The following is an 18,715-nucleotide window of genomic DNA, read 5'->3' as shown; positions in this document are numbered from 1 at the left end:
TGACCTAAAAAGTAGGGGGATTCCTTGTATTTGGCGTCCTGTTTGAACAAGTAATCATAACATTTTCTTACATTCACTTTCCCAAAAAAGTTAGATTCGGAGTAAAAAAGTAAATCCATGTATCGAAAAGATACAAAATCCTGAAAAAGCAATACATAAACCCAATCCACATCCTAAGCGCTATACCTCAATAGCCTGACCCTGCAGACAGCGCTAATCGGGCAGGTAGGAGTAAATTGGCCGGTAGAATAACAGACACTAAATAAGTAGAAAGGCAATTGAACTTGAATCAGGACGAAAACAGAACCGATGCATTACTTTGGGAATCTTTGAAAGCAGGAAATGTTTCTGTATTTGAAAGTATTTTCAAGACGAATTATGGGTTTTTGTTCAACTATTGCCTTCGTTTTCATGATGACGAAGACGAGATAAAGGATTGTATTCAAATCCTGTTTCTTACCATTTGGGAACGGCGGGAGTTTTTGGGCACTACCACTTCAATCCGCAACTATCTGCTTGCTTCGTTACGTCGCCTTGTGCTGAAACGCATGAGAGATCAAAATGGCCGAATGGGCATTGATTTGGACACATTTAACCTCCAAACGGAGCTTTCAGTAGAGGCGCAACTTATTCAGGATCAGTCGATAAAGGAGAATTTAATTCTGTTGCAACAGTCTATTGAGAAACTTCCGGAACGACAAAAAGAGGCACTTTACCTCAAATATTTTGGCAATCAGTCCTTTGCCGAAATTGCAGCCGTTATGAATATCACGACGCGGGCCGTTTATAAGTTGATTTACAAAGCGCTCGATACACTGAATGATGAACTTCGATTTACCTACCGATTCGAGTAAATTTACCGAAAGGCTTCTCCGGCCTTGTCTCCCATGACTTTCAGAACCTGTAAGCTTAGTTAACTACTTTATACTAGCTAGTTTAGCCTTGCTCAGGTGGTTTGCTTGTTTCTTTTGAAAAAGATTCTGCATTTTTTTTAGAAAAAAAATAATTTCCAAAGGGTCACTCTGGTAAAAAGGAAGCTTTATAGGGGTATAGATCAATTTGAACGCATTTGGAAAAGGAACGCTACAATCACTTCAAAGCATCTGATTTTGTATTGGATGATGATTTTGTTAACTGGATCAGGCATAAAAATCCAGAGTTGGATACACGCTGGAATACCTGGCTGATTCAGCATCCTGAGCAACGAGTCGAAGTAGAAAAGGCGCGGCATTTGTTGATGTCTATGTCTTTCCGTACCGAGGAAATCGATATGAATGTCGTACAGCAGCAGTGGGAAGTGGTAAAGGAAAAGATCGCTGATTTGGAGCCGGAGTCAGCAAGTGAGGAAGAAGATATCCCTATACGTTATTTTCCAGGGTGGCTACGAGTGGCTGCGGCGGCGTTGGTTTTGCTTTCCGGGCTTTGGATTGGCAAAAATTACCTGCCTTTCTTCCATCCTTCGTCTACTTTACTAACCCAAAAAGAGGCTCCTAACGGGCAGCAAGTAACGGTTACATTGACCGATGGTACGGTGATTCAACTCAACGCCGGTTCTACTTTATCTTATCCTGAAAAATTTGAGAAAGACCGCCGGGAAGTTCGTCTGAAAGGCGAGGCCTATTTTGAAGTAGCGCCCAATGCCCACGCGCCCTTTTTCATTTATACAGAAGACATTCGGGTGAAAGTAATCGGTACCAAATTTACGGTAAAAGCCTATCCCGAGAATCAGGAGGTGAAAGTAGCCGTGGTGGAAGGCAAAGTGGCGGTAAATTCTAACCAAAAAGAAGACACAGAATCAACCGAAACGAACGAGGTATTTTTGACTCGTAACGAAATGGCCACGCTGGAAAAGCAAAATAAGGCCTTGAAAGTGAGCAGCTTTGATCAGACCGATATGCTAGGATGGAAGGATGGTATACTTTATTTTGAAAAGGCGAGTTTCCCCCAAATCGTCAATCAGCTTGAAAAATGGTACGGTGTTGAGGTGACTGTTCAGCAAGGTGTGAAGGTAGATTCTACCTGGCGTTTTAGCGGAAAGTTTGAGAAAAAATCAATTGATTACATTTTGGATGTTTGCCGATATCCAGAAAGATTTTCATATGAAGTCCTTGATAATAAAGTTGTTATAAAGTAAAAATAGTTAAAAAATGAACAGTAGTTAAATAAAAAAAACCGACAATGAAACATCATCGGCTTTCAGGGCCGCCCAGGATTTGCAGGAGTTGCCGCTCCATTAAATCACATTGGGCTCCATTTAATAGACTATTTATTAACCCTTAAAATTATGAAATACAAATTACTACCACAAATTGTAGCCATGACAAGGTATGCTATGATCGGTCTTATGATTCAGTGTGTGTTTGTGGGGCTTCTTACTGCCTCCGATCTGAGTGCACAGGAGAAAAGTATCGAGAACATTTTTATCACTGCAAATTTTCGAAACGTAAGTTTGGAAGATGCCTTCGTGAAAATTGTAGAAAAAACGGATCTCAATTTTCAGTACACCAAAGAACTGGTTGCCAACAAAAAGCTGAGCCACAACTTTGTAAATTCTAGTTTGGGCAATGTGCTGCGCTCCATTTCCAAAGAAACCGGCCTTGGTTTTCGTCGTGTAAACGAGACAATTTATGTAATGCACAATCCGACAAAGAAAGTGACTGTTACTGAAATGGTTGGCTCGGCTACCCCGACACCTGTTCATATGGCAACCCGTGAGCCTAAGGTCGGAATTCAAAATCCATTTCGTTCGGAAGTTGTGAGCCAAATGCTTACAAGCGTCCTGAAAATGCAAGCCATTGCGATCACCGGAAAGGTTACCGGAGAAGATGGAGAGGGAATTCCGGGGGTAAATATTTTGGAAAAAGGAACGACCAACGGCACCAATACGGATGTGCAAGGCACATTTACGATCAATGTGGCCAATCAGTCGTCTGTTCTGGTTTTTAGTGCCATTGGCTATATGTCACAGGAAGTGGAAGTGGGGGCTCAATCTACCATTAATCTGGTTTTGAAAGCTGACATCAAGGCTCTTGAAGAAGTGGTGGTCGTCGGTTATGGCACGCAGAAAAGAGCCAACGTGACCGGCGCTGTTTCTACAGTAACGATTGATGACAAAATCACGAGCCGCTCGCTGACCAACGTTTCGTCTGGTTTAGCAGGTTTGGTTCCTGGTTTGGCCGTTACACAGTCAACTGGTATGGCCGGACGTAATAATGCTGCACTCATTATTCGTGGGTTGGGTACGGTTAACAACGCCAGCCCGCTGATAGTCGTGGACGGAATGCCCGATGTGGATATTAACCGTCTGAATATGAATGATATTGAAAGTATATCGGTTTTGAAAGATGCGACATCTGCTTCGGTGTATGGATCACGGGCTGCGAATGGGGTAATTCTGATTACGACCAAATCGGGTAAAGGACAGGAAAAAGCGAGTATCAATTATACAGGCAATTACGCTTTCCAGAATCCAACCCGTGCCTACGACTTTATGAACGATTATTCACGGGCACTTACTCTGCATCAGCGGTCAGCGGCGGTTAACACCCTGCGTGCCAATCAGCTTTTCCGTGACGGAACAATTGATCAGTGGATGGCGCTCAGCATGGTAGATCCGCTGCGGTACCCAAGTACTGACTGGTGGGATGTGATCATGCGGACGGGTTCGGTTCAAAATCATAACTTATCGGCTTCTGGTGGAAATGACAAATCCAATTTCTTTATTTCTGTCGGAGTCATGGATGAAAAGGGATTGCAGGTAAACAATGATTTTACCCGCTACAATGCCCGTTTCAACTACGATTACAAAATCCGTAACAACATCAACGTAGGGATTCGCTTCAATGGCAACTGGTCTAAATTCACCTATGCACTGGAAGATGGGTTTACAGATGACAATGCTACCAATACTGCTGGATTTGACATGCAGTATGCTATCGCCGGGATTGTACCCTACGATCCGGTGTCTGGAAATTATGGCGGGGTAATGGCCTACAACGAAGATCCGCAGGCTTATAACCCTTATACATTGTACGTAAACAACCTGAACCGTCAGAATCGGCAGGAAGCAAACACCAATATATACATTGACTGGTCGCCTATCAAAGGTTTGACGGCTCGTTTGGATTATGCGTTGAACTACTACAATCAGTTTCGGGTAACGGCGCCAATTCCTAACCGTTCGTTCAATTTTCAGACCAATACGTTTGGAAGTCGCGTGTATGTAGGCGACAATGCCGGTGTAGGCAACTTTACAAACAATGGCCACAAAACACTTTTGAATGGCCGATTGACCTACAAAACAAAGATTGCCCGTAATCATGATATTACTGCACTTGTGGTATATAGCGAGGAATACTGGTATGACCGCTATCAGGCCTCAGGCCGGAACGACCGTTTGTACCCAACGCTGAGTGAAGTTGATGCGGCACTTACGGATATTCAGACCACGGGTGGTAATTCAAGTACCGAAGGACTACAATCGTACATTGGCCGATTAAACTACGCTGCCTATGACAAATACCTGCTTGAATTGAACTTCCGGTACGATGGTTCTTCCCGTTTCTTAACAGAGCGTCAGTTTGGTTTTTTCCCATCGGCGGCTTTGGGTTGGCGTTTTACGGAAGAGAATTTCATTAAATCCTTCACGGATCGCTTCATGAGCAGCGGTAAACTTCGGGTGTCGTATGGTGCCTTGGGTAACAACTCCGGCGTAGGGCGATTTGAGCAAAAAGAAACGCTCAATTCCTCCAACTATATGATTGGCGGAAGTATTGTGAAAGGGTTTGTAAATCAAAAACTAGTGAACCGCGATCTCTCCTGGGAAACTACCACAGTATTTAACGCTGGTCTGGATTTAGGTTTTCTTAACAACCGCCTGACCACTGAACTGGATTATTACGATCGTCTTACTACGGGTATGAACCGTCCGTCCGAAATGTCGATTCACTTGACTGGTGCATATACAGCACCTCGTAGAAACATCGGTGACCTGCGCAACCGGGGTGTTGAAGCCAACATTACCTGGCGCGAAAGCCGGGGCGATATTTCGTACAGTGTCAACCTGAATGCGTCCTATAATGCAACCGTACTGGAAGAGTGGAATGAGTTTTTGGGCAGAGGCTGGATTTTTCTAAATATGCCTTATCAATTTCTGTATACTTACGAAGATGCCGGTATTGCCCAAACCTGGGAGGATATATACAACGCTACTCCACAGGGAGCAAGTCCGGGTGATATTCTTCGGAAAGACCTCAACGGTGATGGCCGGATTGATGGTAACGATAGAAAAGCTTACCCCAAAACTCAGCGCAACCGACCCACCACGTTTTTTGGCCTGAATGCCAGTGTGTCCTGGAAAGGCTTTGACCTAACGGTTTTGGCACAAGGGTCAACCGGTCGTAAGGATTACTGGCTCAACATTTACAACAACGTAAACTTTGGTTCGCAGCGCTATGCTTCTACCTGGCAGCACTGGGAAAATCCCTGGTCGGTAGAAAACCGTAGCGGCGAATGGCCTCGTTTGGCAGGAAGTGCTAACCGGGAAGAAACTACTTTCTGGCTGGATGACCTGTCGTTTATACGTCTCAAAAACGTTCAGTTGGGATACAATGTCCCTAAGGTTGTGACTAATAAATTAGGGATCAGCAATGTACGAGTATTCGCTTCTTCTGAGAACCTGGCGACATTCACCAAGTTCCGTGGTCTTGACCCTGAAAAAACTGGCAACAGAAGTGATGCCTACCCCTTGAATAAGTCCTATTCATTTGGTATTAACATCGGTATTTAATGACAACTCTCATGAAAAAGATAACATCCAAAATACTATCCATTTCACTCCTGACCGCCACATTGTTCATGGCAAGCTCTTGTGTGGAAGATTTGCTCGAGCAGGAGCCAACTACCGAACTTGGGGCCGCGGTGTTCTGGAGAACCGAAGCTGATGCCACCTTTGCTTTGCAGGGAGCATATAGTTCAATCCGTCCCTTGTTTGACCGTGATTACTACCTTGACGGACACGGTGAATATGTGCGTACACGAGGTACAAGTGCGACCAATGGCAACCTGCGTTTGGGGGATGCCTATCAGGGTGCCAACTATAATCCGGTGGGTTATGGTGCAAGTTTTGATAAAATGTACCGCTACTTGTATGGTGGTGTAAACCGTGCGAATTATGTAATCGAAAACACCAATCGCCTGCTTGCTACTGCCAATCCGTCGTCGGTTGCCAATCTGGAAGCAATTGTAGGCGAAGCTCGCCTGCTGCGAGGAATGGTTTATTTTCGATTGATTTCCATGTGGGGTGATGTTCCCTATATTAGCAAGGTAATTAATGACAACTCAGAAGTGTCGGACATTACCCGGATACCTATGGCTCAGGTAAAAGACTCCATTATGGCGGATTTTACATATGCCTTCGAAAAACTACCGGTAAAAGGTTCAGCGGTTGGCCGGGCCGGAAAACCCGCCGCATTGGCTTTCCGGGGTAAACTGCAATTATACTGGGCATCCTGGAATAAAAATGGCTGGCCTGAGCTCGATACTTTTACGCCAAGTGCTTCCGAAGCTAATACAGCATACGCAGGAGCTGCCGCTGATTTCAAAGCTGTCATTGAGGATTATGGTTTGGCACTTTTCAGAGGAGGAGAGCCCGGTCCGATTGATGAAATTGGTAAGGCCGACATTCTGCCCAATTACTACTATCTCTTTACACCGGTTGCCAACGGTGATCCAGAAATGATTATGGTATTTACGCACGGCGGGCCCGGTACCAATCAGGGTGAAGAGCTCATGCGTGACGTTTCGGGGCGCTCGCACGAAGGTTCGCAATGCTGGGTTTCGCCCCGCTACGAAATTGCCGATCGCTATCAGTCTACCGTAACCGGAGACTTCGTTGAGCCACTCATACCCATGAATCCGACCACTGCTGGTGCACGCACAATGCCCCGCTCAGCCGTGAATCCTCAAAGCTATGCTGACCGTGACTATCGTATGAAATCGTCCATTATGTGGGATTTTGAACGTAGTATCGGCATGATCGCCCTCCAATCTACGGGTTGGGTGCCTTTCATTTATCGGACCTGGAATCAGCCCGTTACCATTAATGGTGAGCGCCTGACTTCCTATAATACAGATGGTACAAACTCAGGTTACGTATTCCGTAAGTTTTTGAGAAATTATGCCGGACAAGGTCGTAGCGAAGGTAACTATAACTATCCTGTCATGCGACTGGCTGATGTGTATCTAATGTACGCCGAGGCAACCAACGAAATAAGCGGGCCGCAGGCTGATGCAATTGCCTTGGTAAATAAAATTCGCCACCGAGGAAATCTTCCTGCTTTGGCAGCTGACAAAGTTGCGGGTAAACAGGCGTTTTTTGATGCAATTGAGCAGGAACGTATCATTGAACTTTTGGCCGAAGGACACCGTGGGTTTGACCTTCGCCGGTGGCGTGCCATTGAGCGTGTATGGGGAGCTCCTTACTCCGACGGAGTGTGGCGCATTGATACCCACGGCGCCAATCAACAGCGCTACTACCAAAACACCGACGAACGGGTCTATCAGCAAGCCTATATTTTCAGAATTCCACCCGGTGAGCGGGATCGTAACCCCAACTTAACCCAAAACACTCCCTGGCTCTAAGCGGCCTTTTTCCAAAAAGGGATTTAATTACTAAAAAATTATAGCTGATGAAACGATATTCGAAAATACTAATAGCCCTGATGGCTGCCCTGTGCGTGTGGGGATGTACCCCCGAATTCCCAATCGATGAGGATGGCCTGCTCATTACCGATCGTGCTGAATGTTTTGTAAGTAATTTTGAATTACTTGGTACTGATTTTCAAACGGTTCGGACAAAAAATGCAGTAATTGACACCGTAGCCCAAACCATTCAGGTGGATGTATTTTTTGGCACGGATTTGAGAAATGTGTACCCACAGTTCTCACTCGTTACCGACGCAAAACTTGATCCCAAAATTGTGGGCAAAGTGGATTTTTCAGACCTGACCAACCCTAAAACGTATACTGTCGTTTCGGGAAATCGGAAGGTCAGAAAAACATATACAGTTTTCATTACTGTTCAAAAACCGTAATCATAAACCATTTGATCATGCAACGAAGTATCTCATATTTTTCAACCCTGTGTTTGTCTCTCCTGCTGGGATTGACCGCCTGCCAAATAGAGGAGAATCCAACGGTAACGCCGCTCAAAAAGGTAGGTTTTCAGAACGACGTTATCAAAAGAACATTAGGCCCAAATGTAGTTGGGCTGGACCTCGAATTTGCGTTTGCCATGGCGCTTCCTTCCGAAGAAGGTAAGTTGGTGTCGGCAGAAGTAGAAGCCTCCATTGGTGGTGCCTCAGGTACGTACCTCGAACACCGCTCCTACTACACCAATGGAAGCGGCGATGATATCGGCGTAGTGGTCGGTCAGCCGTCGTCAAGCGAGGGACCCATTACACGTGTAAATTTTACGGCTGATACCTCTGCGGCTACGCTGCGGTATTATTACAAAATTCCGGAAGCGGCCCGTGGACAGCAGGTTTCGTTTAAGTTTATTTCAACCAGCAGTACCGGCGAGAAAATCACCTACGAAATGGGGCCATATACCATTGCAAAAATGGATATGAAACTGGACATGACCATTAGCGATAGTAAGGCGGCTTATCTGTCAATTGCCGATATGGCCGTTTACACGGCAGAGGAAGCGGCTCAGCGGCCCGACAAAATTGACCTCGTGTATTTGTACCGTTCTATTCCAAATATTACGTTTAACCATGCGTTGGTTTCGCCCGTTGCGGAAGCCCAATATCGTCCGGATGTACTTATTCCCTCAGGATTGACCAACAGCACAAGGATCAGCAAAGTCTGGAATCTCCGTGATTTTCACCTGGCGCGATTGCAATTTGGAATTTATATTGATGATCTTGATTTTGAGGTGCTTAATCTTTCCGAAGCACCGAATTATGCCATCAATCTTCGTTCAGAAGCGGGGGCTTGGGTAGAAACCGCCGATGGTAAGTACCGGGCGTATGTGTACATCAATGCTGTAAATAATTCAGCAAAAACAGCAAGAATCAGCATCAAGCGCTACACGCTTCAATAGTTGAAATGATTTAAGGTTTGGGCAATCCTTCATCCGATTGTCCAAACCTATTTTTTTGCCCATACTTTTTGATAATTGGTGGTGAAATTGTTAGTGAATAAAAATATTTTTAAAAAAACAGGGTAAAGTACAGTAACTACTTGTATTACACATGCGAACACTTTTTTATCTAAACCCAATTATATGAAAAGTAATCTTTCATTTGGTGTCCTCGTGTTGCTCTTTTTCTTTGCGTTCAGCAGTTTTGCGCAACACGCCGGATCTGTTCCGGGCGATAGTGCCACTATTCTTGCACACTTGCAAAAGATGGACAAAAGCCATCCGCGACTTCTTTGGAAAAAAGGCGAGGAAAAAGAAGTGTTGCAAAAAGTTGAAAATGACGAACTCCTGCGCAATGTCCATAAAGCCATTCTTGCTGAATGCGATAATTTACTGGCAGTTGCACCCGTTGAGCGAATTCAGATTGGTCGCCGTTTGCTGGACAAATCACGCGAGTGCCTGCGCCGGGTCATGCAGCTTGCCTATGCCTACCGCACGACCAAAGAAGAAAAATATCTCAAACGAGCCGAGAAGGAACTTTTGGCAGTTGCCGCATTTTCAGACTGGAATCCTTCGCATTTTTTGGATGTAGCCGAAATGACCATGGCCGTGGCTATCGGGTATGATTGGCTGTATGACCAACTGTCGCCCGCTTCGCGCCAAGCTTTAAAGTCAGCGATGCTGACCAAAGGCATTAAGCCATCGTACGATTCCAGGTACAACTGGTTTTTAACAGCCGAGCATAACTGGAATCAGGTATGCAATGCCGGGATGATCTTTGGCGCATTGGCTCTTGCCGAAGATGAGCCCGCGCTCGCTGCCGGGACCATCAGCCGGGCCATTCAAACAATTCCCAGGGCAATGGAAGCTTACGGACCCGATGGCGGATACCCCGAAGGGTTTGGCTATTGGGGTTACGGTACGAGCTTTAATGTATTGTTTATCAGTGCACTGGAAAAAGCTTTGGGTTCTGATTTTGGACTAACAAAAATTAAAGGATTTTCAGAAACCGCATCTTTTTATCAAAGTATGGTCGGTCCTACGGGCATGGTCCACAATTGGGGCGACAGCGGGTTGAGTGAAGGCGTAAGTCCGGCAATGTTCTGGTTTGCCGGTCGGGAAAAAGACCCGAGCCTGTTGTGGAGACAGCGAAGTATTCTGATGGCAAAAAGTAATGGAAAAATAACGGGAAATCGTATTTTGCCTACACTACTTATTTGGAGCCCCGAGCAGAAACTGGAAACCATTTCGGCACCTAAATCAAACATATGGGTAGGGCAGGGGGATAGCCCGGTTGCTATGTTCAGGACCTCGTGGACAGACCCCAATGCGATTTTTGTAGGATTCAAAGCAGGCTCAGCTTCTGTGAATCACGCGCATATGGACATCGGTTCGTTTGTGCTTGATGTACAGGGTGAGCGCTGGGCCATGGATTTTGGCCCGCAGGAATATAATTCGTTGGAAGAGCGGGGTATCAAGCTTTTTGGCCGGACTCAGGATGCCGAGCGCTGGGATATTTTCAGATATAATAATTTGGTTCACAATACATTAACTTTTAATGGAGCCTGTCAGCAGGTAAAGGGCTATGCCAAAATTGATCAATGGTCCGAAGAACCGATGAATCAGAGTGTTGTGTCGGATTTATCAACCGTATATGCCGATCAGGTGGAAACAATCAAGCGTGGCATTGCATTAAAAGAACAAAAATATGTGGTGGTACGGGATGAAATAAAAACCAAAAACAAAACGACCCATTTGCGTTGGACCTTGCTGACGGCAGCCTCTGCCCGTATTGTGGATGGCTCGACGGTCGAGCTTTCGCAGAACGGTAAAAAGATGTATTTGATTTTTGAATCCCAAAACCCTCTTACGCTAAAAACCTGGACGACCGTTCCGACGCATGATTACGATGCGCCTAATCCAGGCACACAGCTGATCGGCTTTGAATCGGATCTGCCGGCAAATTCTACGCAGGCATTTACCGTATACTTCACTTCTTCCAAAAACATTCAGAAGGCGGAACCGCTGAACGAGTGGAAAGGGAAATCCAAAAAATAAAAGATTTAATACAAAATTAATTTTACTTAAAAAGACCTCTGCTTCCATCTGGCAGAGGTCTTTTTTTGTGCCCAAAAACTGCTGAATTACATTGAAAATAGTCAAAGAGAACTAAATTTTTGATCTATGCAAAATGTTGATAAACAGATGATTATATTTTAAATTAATGCATAAATTACTTTCGGTTATATAAATAAATTAAAGCATCTTACACGCTATGACAAATTGACTGATTACGAGTAGATGGTTAACTAGCATCTCTTTTCTTACACGATTCTACGAATAATTTGTAAAATTCTTGTAGGGGTAATCTTCCGAAGCGTGCGTCCGATATTCCGTTATCGGTGTCATGGGTTTGGGAGGTCAAAAACCTGCATATCTCATGAACAAACGATGAAACCATACTCGGAATATACTGCCGAAGAGTTAGCAACGGAGCGCCTATTTATCCGGTGGATCCGTCATCCCGAAGATTCGCCAATTCGGATTTTTTGGGAACAGTGGCTGCAAAAGCATCCACACATGTCGGGCACAGTATCGTCGGCCAGGGAGTTGGTGCGGTCTGTATCGGACTGGGAATTGGAGGAAATGTCAGGAGAAGAAACGGGGTCGCTCTGGAACAGAATTCGCACGTCCATTGAGCTATTGCCCGAAATCGAGAGACTGGATCCATCGCTGAAAGCGCTCGCCACCAACTGGAATTTTTTGCGATGGAGTGCAGGTATTTTGGTAGTAATTGGGCTGTTTTTAGGTGTTGTATTCTGGGAGTCGGGTGCTTCCGGGAATTCATTTTCCCAAACGATTATGTGTGAAAATGACACCTTGCAAGTGACTGTAAATCAGGATAGTACATCCAAAGAAATTGAAAGGAAAAATAGGAGTAGTTTAAAATAAGTAAAAAAGGAGTGTTGAAACAAAGTTAAATTTTAAAAAAAATGTACAAATGAGAAAACTTTTTACAAGTAGTCAGATGGGAGATCCCCACCGCAAAAAAGGGACGCGTTTTCCGGGTTTAGTACCAATTTTGATTCTTTGGATGATGGGCATGATGCCCGTATTTGCACAGGCGCAGACTGTTACCGGGGTCATTACTTCGGCTGAGGATAATACAGGATTACCGGGGGTGACCGTAGTTTTGAAAAACTCTACCGCAGGTACTACTACCGATGCAGATGGCAAGTATTCAATTAATGTGACGGGCAGTAATGCTATTCTTGTTTTTTCGGCAGTAGGATTCGTAATTCAGGAGGTTCCTGTTGGCAACAGAAGCACGATAAACATATCTATGAGTGCTGATTTAAAAACACTGAATGAGGTAGTTGTCGTGGGCTATGGTACCCAGAAAAAGAGCCAAATGACGGGGGCAATATCCTCGGTAAGTGCCCGTGAAATTGGCGAACTTCCGGTAACCAATGCCCGTCAGGCTCTGCAGGGACGTGCAGCCGGTGTGGACGTGAATCAGGCGGGTAGTAAGCCGGGTGCCGCTCCGCAGATTCGTATCCGCGGTCGCCGGTCGTTCAATGCTTCCAACGATCCTCTGTTTGTGGTCGACGGTATTCCGTTGGCCGGTGGTATTGATGATATTAACCCCAATGACATTGCGTCAATGGAGGTTTTGAAAGACGCTTCATCAACGGCTATCTACGGTTCACGAGGTGCAAATGGGGTTGTAATTATTACCACTAAAAGAGGAACGCCCGGTAAAACTACGGTAAGTATTGATACCTATGCTGGTGTAAATCAGGAGCTTGGAAGAATTGACGTAATGAACGGACCGGAGTTCGCTGAGTACAAGCGTGAGTCGCGCCGTACGGGTGGCAACTATCCTGCCGGGCCAGCAACTGCCGATGCTGATGCACGAATTTTTGAACCTGTTGAGTTAGAGTCCATTCAGTTGGGCCGTAGCACTGACTATCCCGCCGCGCTCCTACGGACGGGTGCTATTCAGAGCCATCAGGTGTCGGTATCAGGTGGTACTGAAAAAACTCAATTCAATATTTCAAGCAACTTCTTTAAAGACAAAGGCGTCGTTAAAAATCAGGATTTTACCCGGTATACTTTCCGAGTAAATCTTGATCATAAAATTAATGACAAAATCAAGGTAGGAACATCTACGGTGGCTGTGTATAGTTTGCGCAATGGTGAAAACTTCAACCCACTTGGAGGTGCATTGGCTGAAAACCCTCTGGGAAAACCCTATGATGACGAAGGTTTATTGATATTCCTGCCTACACAAGATGGTCTTCGTACCAATCCATTGGCTGAAATCATACCAGGTGCTATAATTGACGAGCGCAAAAGCTACCGCATTTTCAATAGTTTGTACGGTGAAGTTCAAATTATTGATGGGCTGAAATATCGATTTAATTTTGGGCCGGATATTAACATCAACCGCTATGGCCGTTTCTTTGGAAGTCAAACCAATGCCCGTCGTAGTGCACCACCTTCGGGTAGTGTAGGAAATACATTTAGCTTCAACTATACACTTGAAAACATCCTGACCTATACCAAGCAGTTCAATCAGGTACACAACCTGAATATAACGGCATTGCAATCGTATCAGAGAGATAACTTCGAGACCTCTGGTATCAATGTGACAGGCATCCCAGCCGAAACCCAGCAGTTCTATAACTTGGGAAGCGCAAGCCAGGTAAATAGTGTCGGAACCGGATTAACAGAATGGGCTTTGTTATCGTACATGGCACGGGTTAACTATGACTATAAAGAAAAATATCTTCTTACTGCAACCATGCGGGCTGATGGTTCTTCGCGATTTGGCGCCAATACTAAGTTTGGTTATTTCCCATCGGTAGCCGTGGGCTGGAACATTTCCAGCGAGTCGTTCCTGCAAAATGTTCGGTGGTTAGATATGGCAAAGCTACGTCTGAGCTATGGATCAACGGGTAATCAGGCAATTAACCCCTATCAAACACAACCATTGCTTTCCCGCACTTCCTACGCCTGGGACAATAACGCCGCCTTCGGCTACCGTCCGGGTTCTATTGGAAACCCCGACCTTCGCTGGGAATCCTCCGCCACTGCAAATGCAGGACTTGATTTTAGCTTCTTCAACGGTCGCGTATCCGGTGCTTTGGAATATTATGTGACCAATACTACCGATTTGCTTGCACCACAGCCGCTTCCTAATTCAACAGGTTTTGGTGGTTTTACAACCAATATCGGGCACACACGTAACAAAGGAATCGAGCTTTCTCTGTCAACAGTGAATGTAGATAAAGGCGGTTTTGTTTGGAGAAGTGACTTTATGTTCACGCGTAACCGCGAGGAAATCGTTGAACTTGCCAATGGCAAAGTGGATGATATAGCAGCCGGGCGTTTTATCGGCGAGCCGTTATCGGTAGTGTTTGATTTTAGAAAGATTGGTATCTGGCAAACCAACGAAGCGGATGAAGCTGCACGGTACCAAAGCAAAGTGGGTGAAATCAAAATTGAGGATATCAATAACGACGGCGTGATTAATGCTGATGACCGTCAGATTTTGGGTTCAGCGATACCCGCATTTGTTGCCGGTCTTACCAACCGTTTTGAATATAAAGGTATTGACCTGTCCTTCTTCCTGTATGCACGGGCCGGGCAGTTTATTACCAGCGGTTTCCATCAGGGTAACAACGCACTTGCAGGTCGTTATAACAACCTGGATATCGACTATTGGACGCCCAACAATCCTACCAACGAATTCCCGCGTCCAAATGAAAATCAGGAATCGCCCCGGTATAGCTCAACTCTGCGGTATTTCGACGGTTCTTTCCTGAAAGTGAGAAATATTAATGTAGGGTATAACGTGCCTTCAAATGTAGCCGCCAAGCTGGGAATGCAGAGCCTGCGGATTTATTCCAGCATACAGCAGCCATTTATATTCTCTGAATACCGTACCAAATACAAAGGAATAGATCCTGAGGTTGAACTAGACAATGGCCCAAGTAACGAAAACAGGTCTATTGGGTCTGATCTTTCTCCTGCAACTTCTATTTTTACTTTCGGACTAAACATTCGATTCTAAGTTATTCGGTAACCTGAAAATTTTATTTTTATGAAAAAAATAGTCAATATAAAAGCTTCTAAATTTTTCCAGACGGGGGCGCTCGTTGCCGCCTTATTCATTGGTCAGTCATGTAACGTGAGTGTTCTTGATGAGGAAGTTGTATCTGGTATTGGAAATAATTATCTCAATACTACCACCGGTTTCAATGATGGTGTAAATGCAGTTTACAGTTCTTTACGTGAATGGTATGGTACAGAACGGGGAAACAACTTTACCATTTTTGGTACAGATTCCTATCAGAACGGAGCCGACGGTAGCCACAAATTCATCAATACCTACGACGGAGGTTTTGATGCGCGGTCAGCACACGCTCGTGAGGTTTGGGATTTGTTGTACGTAGGTATTAATGCCGCAAACGCAGTAGTTGAGCGTGCACCAGCTGTTCCTAATATCAGTGAAGCCCTGCGTAAGCAGCGCGTAGCTGAGGTCAAAGTGATCCGGGCGCACCACTACTTCCTTCTTACGCAATTGTATGGTGGAGTAGATTTACGTCTGACTGAAACAGTTGCGCCTACAAAGGTAGCGACCCGGGCTTCTATTCAGGAAATGTATGCTGCCATTATTAGCGATCTCGAATCAGCATTGCCCGATTTGGAAAACAGGGCAAGATCTGCTGATTATGGCCGCTTTACCCGGGCATCTGCCGAGCATCTACTAGCCCGTGTATATTTGACAAAAGCTACCTCAGAGGCTAAGGCTTCTGACGATTTTGCCAAAGCAGCAACGTTTGCTTCCAATGTAATTAATAACTACGGAATTAAACTTGTAGATGATTTTGCGGATGTGCATCGGCAGGGAAATGAGAAAAACGAAGAGGTGGTTTTTGCAGTACAATACACAAACAGCCCCTTAACCAATGGTGGTGGAAATAACGCCCACGTGTTCTTTCTGATGGAGTATGATGTACTTCCCGGGATGCAACGGGATACTGAAAACGGTCGCCCTTTTAAGCGGTACATGCCTACAAAATATACGCTTAATGAGGTTTTTGTAAATCGTGATATCGACAGTCGCTATTACAAAACTTTCAAAGATGTGTATTATAGCAACAAGCCTGGAACTTTCAATACCAGTTTTGATAAATCAAAGCCTACCGTAACGTTTGCTCAGGGAGATACCACGATTTTCGATCCGGGTTATGAAATGTCCGAAGCCGAGCGCGCCAAGCGGCCCTATCAGGTTATGACTCCAAGTATGTATACCGAACGTATTTTTCCAGCGCTGCGTAAACACATAGACGGTGGCCGCGCCGACCGTACGCAGTTTGAAGGGGTTCGTGATTATATCGCTTTTCGTTTGGCTGAGACCTACCTGATACTTGCCGAAGCACAGTTTAAGCAAGGCAAAACCGCCGAAGCAGTAGAGGCAATTAACGTGATTCGTCGTCGTGCAGGTTGGCCTGGTAAAAAGGCTGAAATGGAAATTACGGCCTCCGATTTGACTATGGAATTTCTTATGGCAGAACGTGAGAGAGAATTACTCGGCGAGCAAATGCGCTGGTTTGACCTGAAACGTTGGGGAAATCTGGTGGAGCGTGTAAAGAAGTATAACCCACAGGCTGCACCCAATATTAAGGATTTTCACGTGCTGAGACCGATCCCACAAAATCAAATTGACCGGGTAGAAGGCAATCAAACGGCTTTCCCACAAAATCCTGGCTATTGATTCCATTTAACGACACTACCTGTGTGAGGGTAGGGCATTTGCTACATAATTCATTGAATTGTTGGCTTCTGCGCGATTGATTCCTCAGTAGAAAAGTCCCCCTCGTAGGGGACTTTTCTCTTTTTCAGGAGTAGTATATTGGAAACGAGAATTTCTTTATTGATGAAGTAATTCGAACAAATATATGTGAGGCATTCGGCTAAAAAATGAAAAGAATTGACCATAAATGGCTGAATGCACAGACTTTGTAAGGGTAAGAGTCGGTTTGTATCGTTTTTAAGGAGTAAAAGAATTTACATTCCAATTACTTAATTCCCAACAATCTTATCCAAAGGCTGACGTTCGTTAGCCTGACCCTGTAAAACATTAATAGTTTCAAGAATGAAAAAACATTGTTTTTTAGTAGCCGTCCTGCTTTTTGGATGTTTGGCAAGTAGTTCGTTCGCCCAGAAATCGAAAGATGGATGGGTAAATCTGTTCAATGGCAAAGACCTGAGTGGCTGGAAGCAATTGAATGGAAAAGCAAAATATGAAGTAAAAGATGGAGCAATTGTGGGAACCTCTACCCTGAATACTCCCAATTCTTTTTTAACCACGGAGAAGGATTATGCCGATTTTATCCTCGAATGTGAAGTCATGGTAGACGACCGCCTGAACTCCGGTATTCAGATTCGCAGTCTGTCAAAGCCTGACTACATGAATGGCCGCGTACACGGTTATCAGGTAGAAATTGACCCGAGTAGCCGGGGTTGGGCCGCTGGTATTTATGACGAAGCCCGCCGCGGGTGGCTCTATCCCGGCGACCTTAATCCTGAGGCAAAAACAGCCTTCAAAAATAATCAGTGGAACAAATACCGTATTGAAGCCATCGGAAACACGATTCAGACCTTCCTGAATGGCGTACCCGTTGCGTATCTGATCGACGACATGACCCCAAGCGGATTTATCTGTTTGCAGGTACACGCTATCAACACGCCCGAGCAGGACGGAACGCAGGTAAAATGGAAAAATATCCGAATCAAAACAACGGATTTGAAGCTGACACCCGCAGCAAATATCCGGGTAGCTAACATGATTCCCAATACGCTTTCAGATCCCGAAAAAGCGCAGGGCTGGAAACTGCTTTTCGATGGTAAGTCGGCAGACCAATGGCGGGGTTATAACAATGAATCGTTTCCTCAGAAACGCTGGAATACCTCGGACGGCACCATCACAATTACGAAATCGGATGGTTCTGAAACTGGAAATGACATCGTGACTCGGGAGAAATTTGGCCCCGGATTTGAATTTCAATTTGAATTTAAACTTTCCGAAGGTGCCAATAGCGGTGTGAAGTATTTTGTAAATGAAGGCCTGGATGCCAAAGGAAAATCGGGTCTTGGTCTGGAATATCAGGTACTTGATGATGCCAAACACCCTGATGCCAAAATGGGCGTAGTGGGCAACCGCACGCTTGCTTCGCTTTATGATCTGATTCCGGCCCAAAAGCCAAGAAACGCTGTAAATAAAATTGGCGTGTGGAACCGTGGGCGTATTGTGGTGCATCCGGATGGAAAAGTTGAACATTTCCTGAACGAACAAAAAGTACTGGAATATCCCCGTGGCGGTCCGATTTATGATGCGCTTGTCGCACGTTCCAAGTATAAGGATCACGAAAAATTTGGTCTTGCTGAGCAGGGAAATCTTCTGTTGCAGGATCACGGCGACCTGGTTTCTTTCAGAAGCTTGAAAGTAAGAGAAATCAAAAAATAGTTCTTTGAACAAAACGAGATTATTTTATTCCG

The 18,715-nt window shown here is 45.1% G+C and carries 11 protein-coding genes; all 11 read left to right on the top strand.

All coding sequences use genetic code 11. The annotated features are described in order from the left end of the window. The first annotated feature begins 278 nt into the window (after positions 1–278). The 11 genes from EZE20_RS11575 to EZE20_RS11525 all read left to right on the top strand — a co-directional run bounded on the left by EZE20_RS11575 (position 279) and on the right by EZE20_RS11525 (position 18,683). Complete coding sequence (locus tag EZE20_RS11575; protein WP_132117701.1) at positions 279–854, top strand: RNA polymerase sigma factor; 576 nt, start codon at positions 279–281, stop codon at positions 852–854. A 215-nt stretch (positions 855–1,069) separates the two neighbouring features. After that, entirely contained in the window at positions 1,070–2,134 is a 1,065-nt protein-coding gene (locus EZE20_RS11570; protein ID WP_132117699.1) for a FecR family protein, read from the top strand. Between the two features lie 150 nt (positions 2,135–2,284). Continuing rightward, on the top strand, positions 2,285–5,788 hold the full coding sequence (locus EZE20_RS11565) for a SusC/RagA family TonB-linked outer membrane protein (RefSeq protein WP_199879893.1): 3,504 nt from the start codon (positions 2,285–2,287) through the stop codon (positions 5,786–5,788). 11 nt (positions 5,789–5,799) lie between these two features. Then, positions 5,800–7,641 carry a RagB/SusD family nutrient uptake outer membrane protein gene (locus tag EZE20_RS11560; protein ID WP_132117697.1) on the top strand — a complete coding sequence of 614 codons (1,842 nt, stop codon included), beginning with the start codon at positions 5,800–5,802 and terminating at the stop codon, positions 7,639–7,641. Between the two features lie 47 nt (positions 7,642–7,688). After that, positions 7,689–8,093 (top strand): DUF5018 domain-containing protein, encoded by a 405-nt coding sequence (locus tag EZE20_RS11555; protein WP_132117695.1) that lies wholly within the window; start codon positions 7,689–7,691, stop codon positions 8,091–8,093. Positions 8,094–8,110: 17 nt separating this feature from the next. Beyond that, positions 8,111–9,106 (top strand): DUF4466 family protein, encoded by a 996-nt coding sequence (locus EZE20_RS11550; RefSeq protein ID WP_132117693.1) that lies wholly within the window; start codon positions 8,111–8,113, stop codon positions 9,104–9,106. A gap of 183 nt (positions 9,107–9,289) precedes the next feature. Beyond that, positions 9,290–11,203: a heparinase II/III domain-containing protein gene (locus tag EZE20_RS11545; RefSeq protein ID WP_132117691.1), complete on the top strand. Its 1,914-nt coding sequence runs from the start codon at positions 9,290–9,292 to the stop codon at positions 11,201–11,203. Positions 11,204–11,596: 393 nt separating this feature from the next. Then, on the top strand, positions 11,597–12,097 hold the full coding sequence (locus EZE20_RS11540) for a hypothetical protein (protein WP_132117689.1): 501 nt from the start codon (positions 11,597–11,599) through the stop codon (positions 12,095–12,097). Between the two features lie 142 nt (positions 12,098–12,239). Further along, positions 12,240–15,224 (top strand): SusC/RagA family TonB-linked outer membrane protein, encoded by a 2,985-nt coding sequence (locus EZE20_RS11535; RefSeq protein ID WP_228713701.1) that lies wholly within the window; start codon positions 12,240–12,242, stop codon positions 15,222–15,224. A 30-nt stretch (positions 15,225–15,254) separates the two neighbouring features. Then, entirely contained in the window at positions 15,255–16,931 is a 1,677-nt protein-coding gene (locus EZE20_RS11530) for a RagB/SusD family nutrient uptake outer membrane protein (protein WP_132117687.1), read from the top strand. Between the two features lie 381 nt (positions 16,932–17,312). Continuing rightward, entirely contained in the window at positions 17,313–18,683 is a 1,371-nt protein-coding gene (locus tag EZE20_RS11525) for a 3-keto-disaccharide hydrolase (protein ID WP_132117685.1), read from the top strand. The last annotated feature ends 32 nt before the right edge of the window (positions 18,684–18,715 follow it).

The sequence above is a fragment of the Arundinibacter roseus genome (assembly GCF_004348825.1).
In the GTDB taxonomy this organism is placed as follows: Bacteria; Bacteroidota; Bacteroidia; order Cytophagales; family Spirosomataceae; genus Arundinibacter; species Arundinibacter roseus.
Note: the sequence above shows the minus strand (reverse complement) of the source record. Positions and strands in the feature narration are given on the sequence as shown.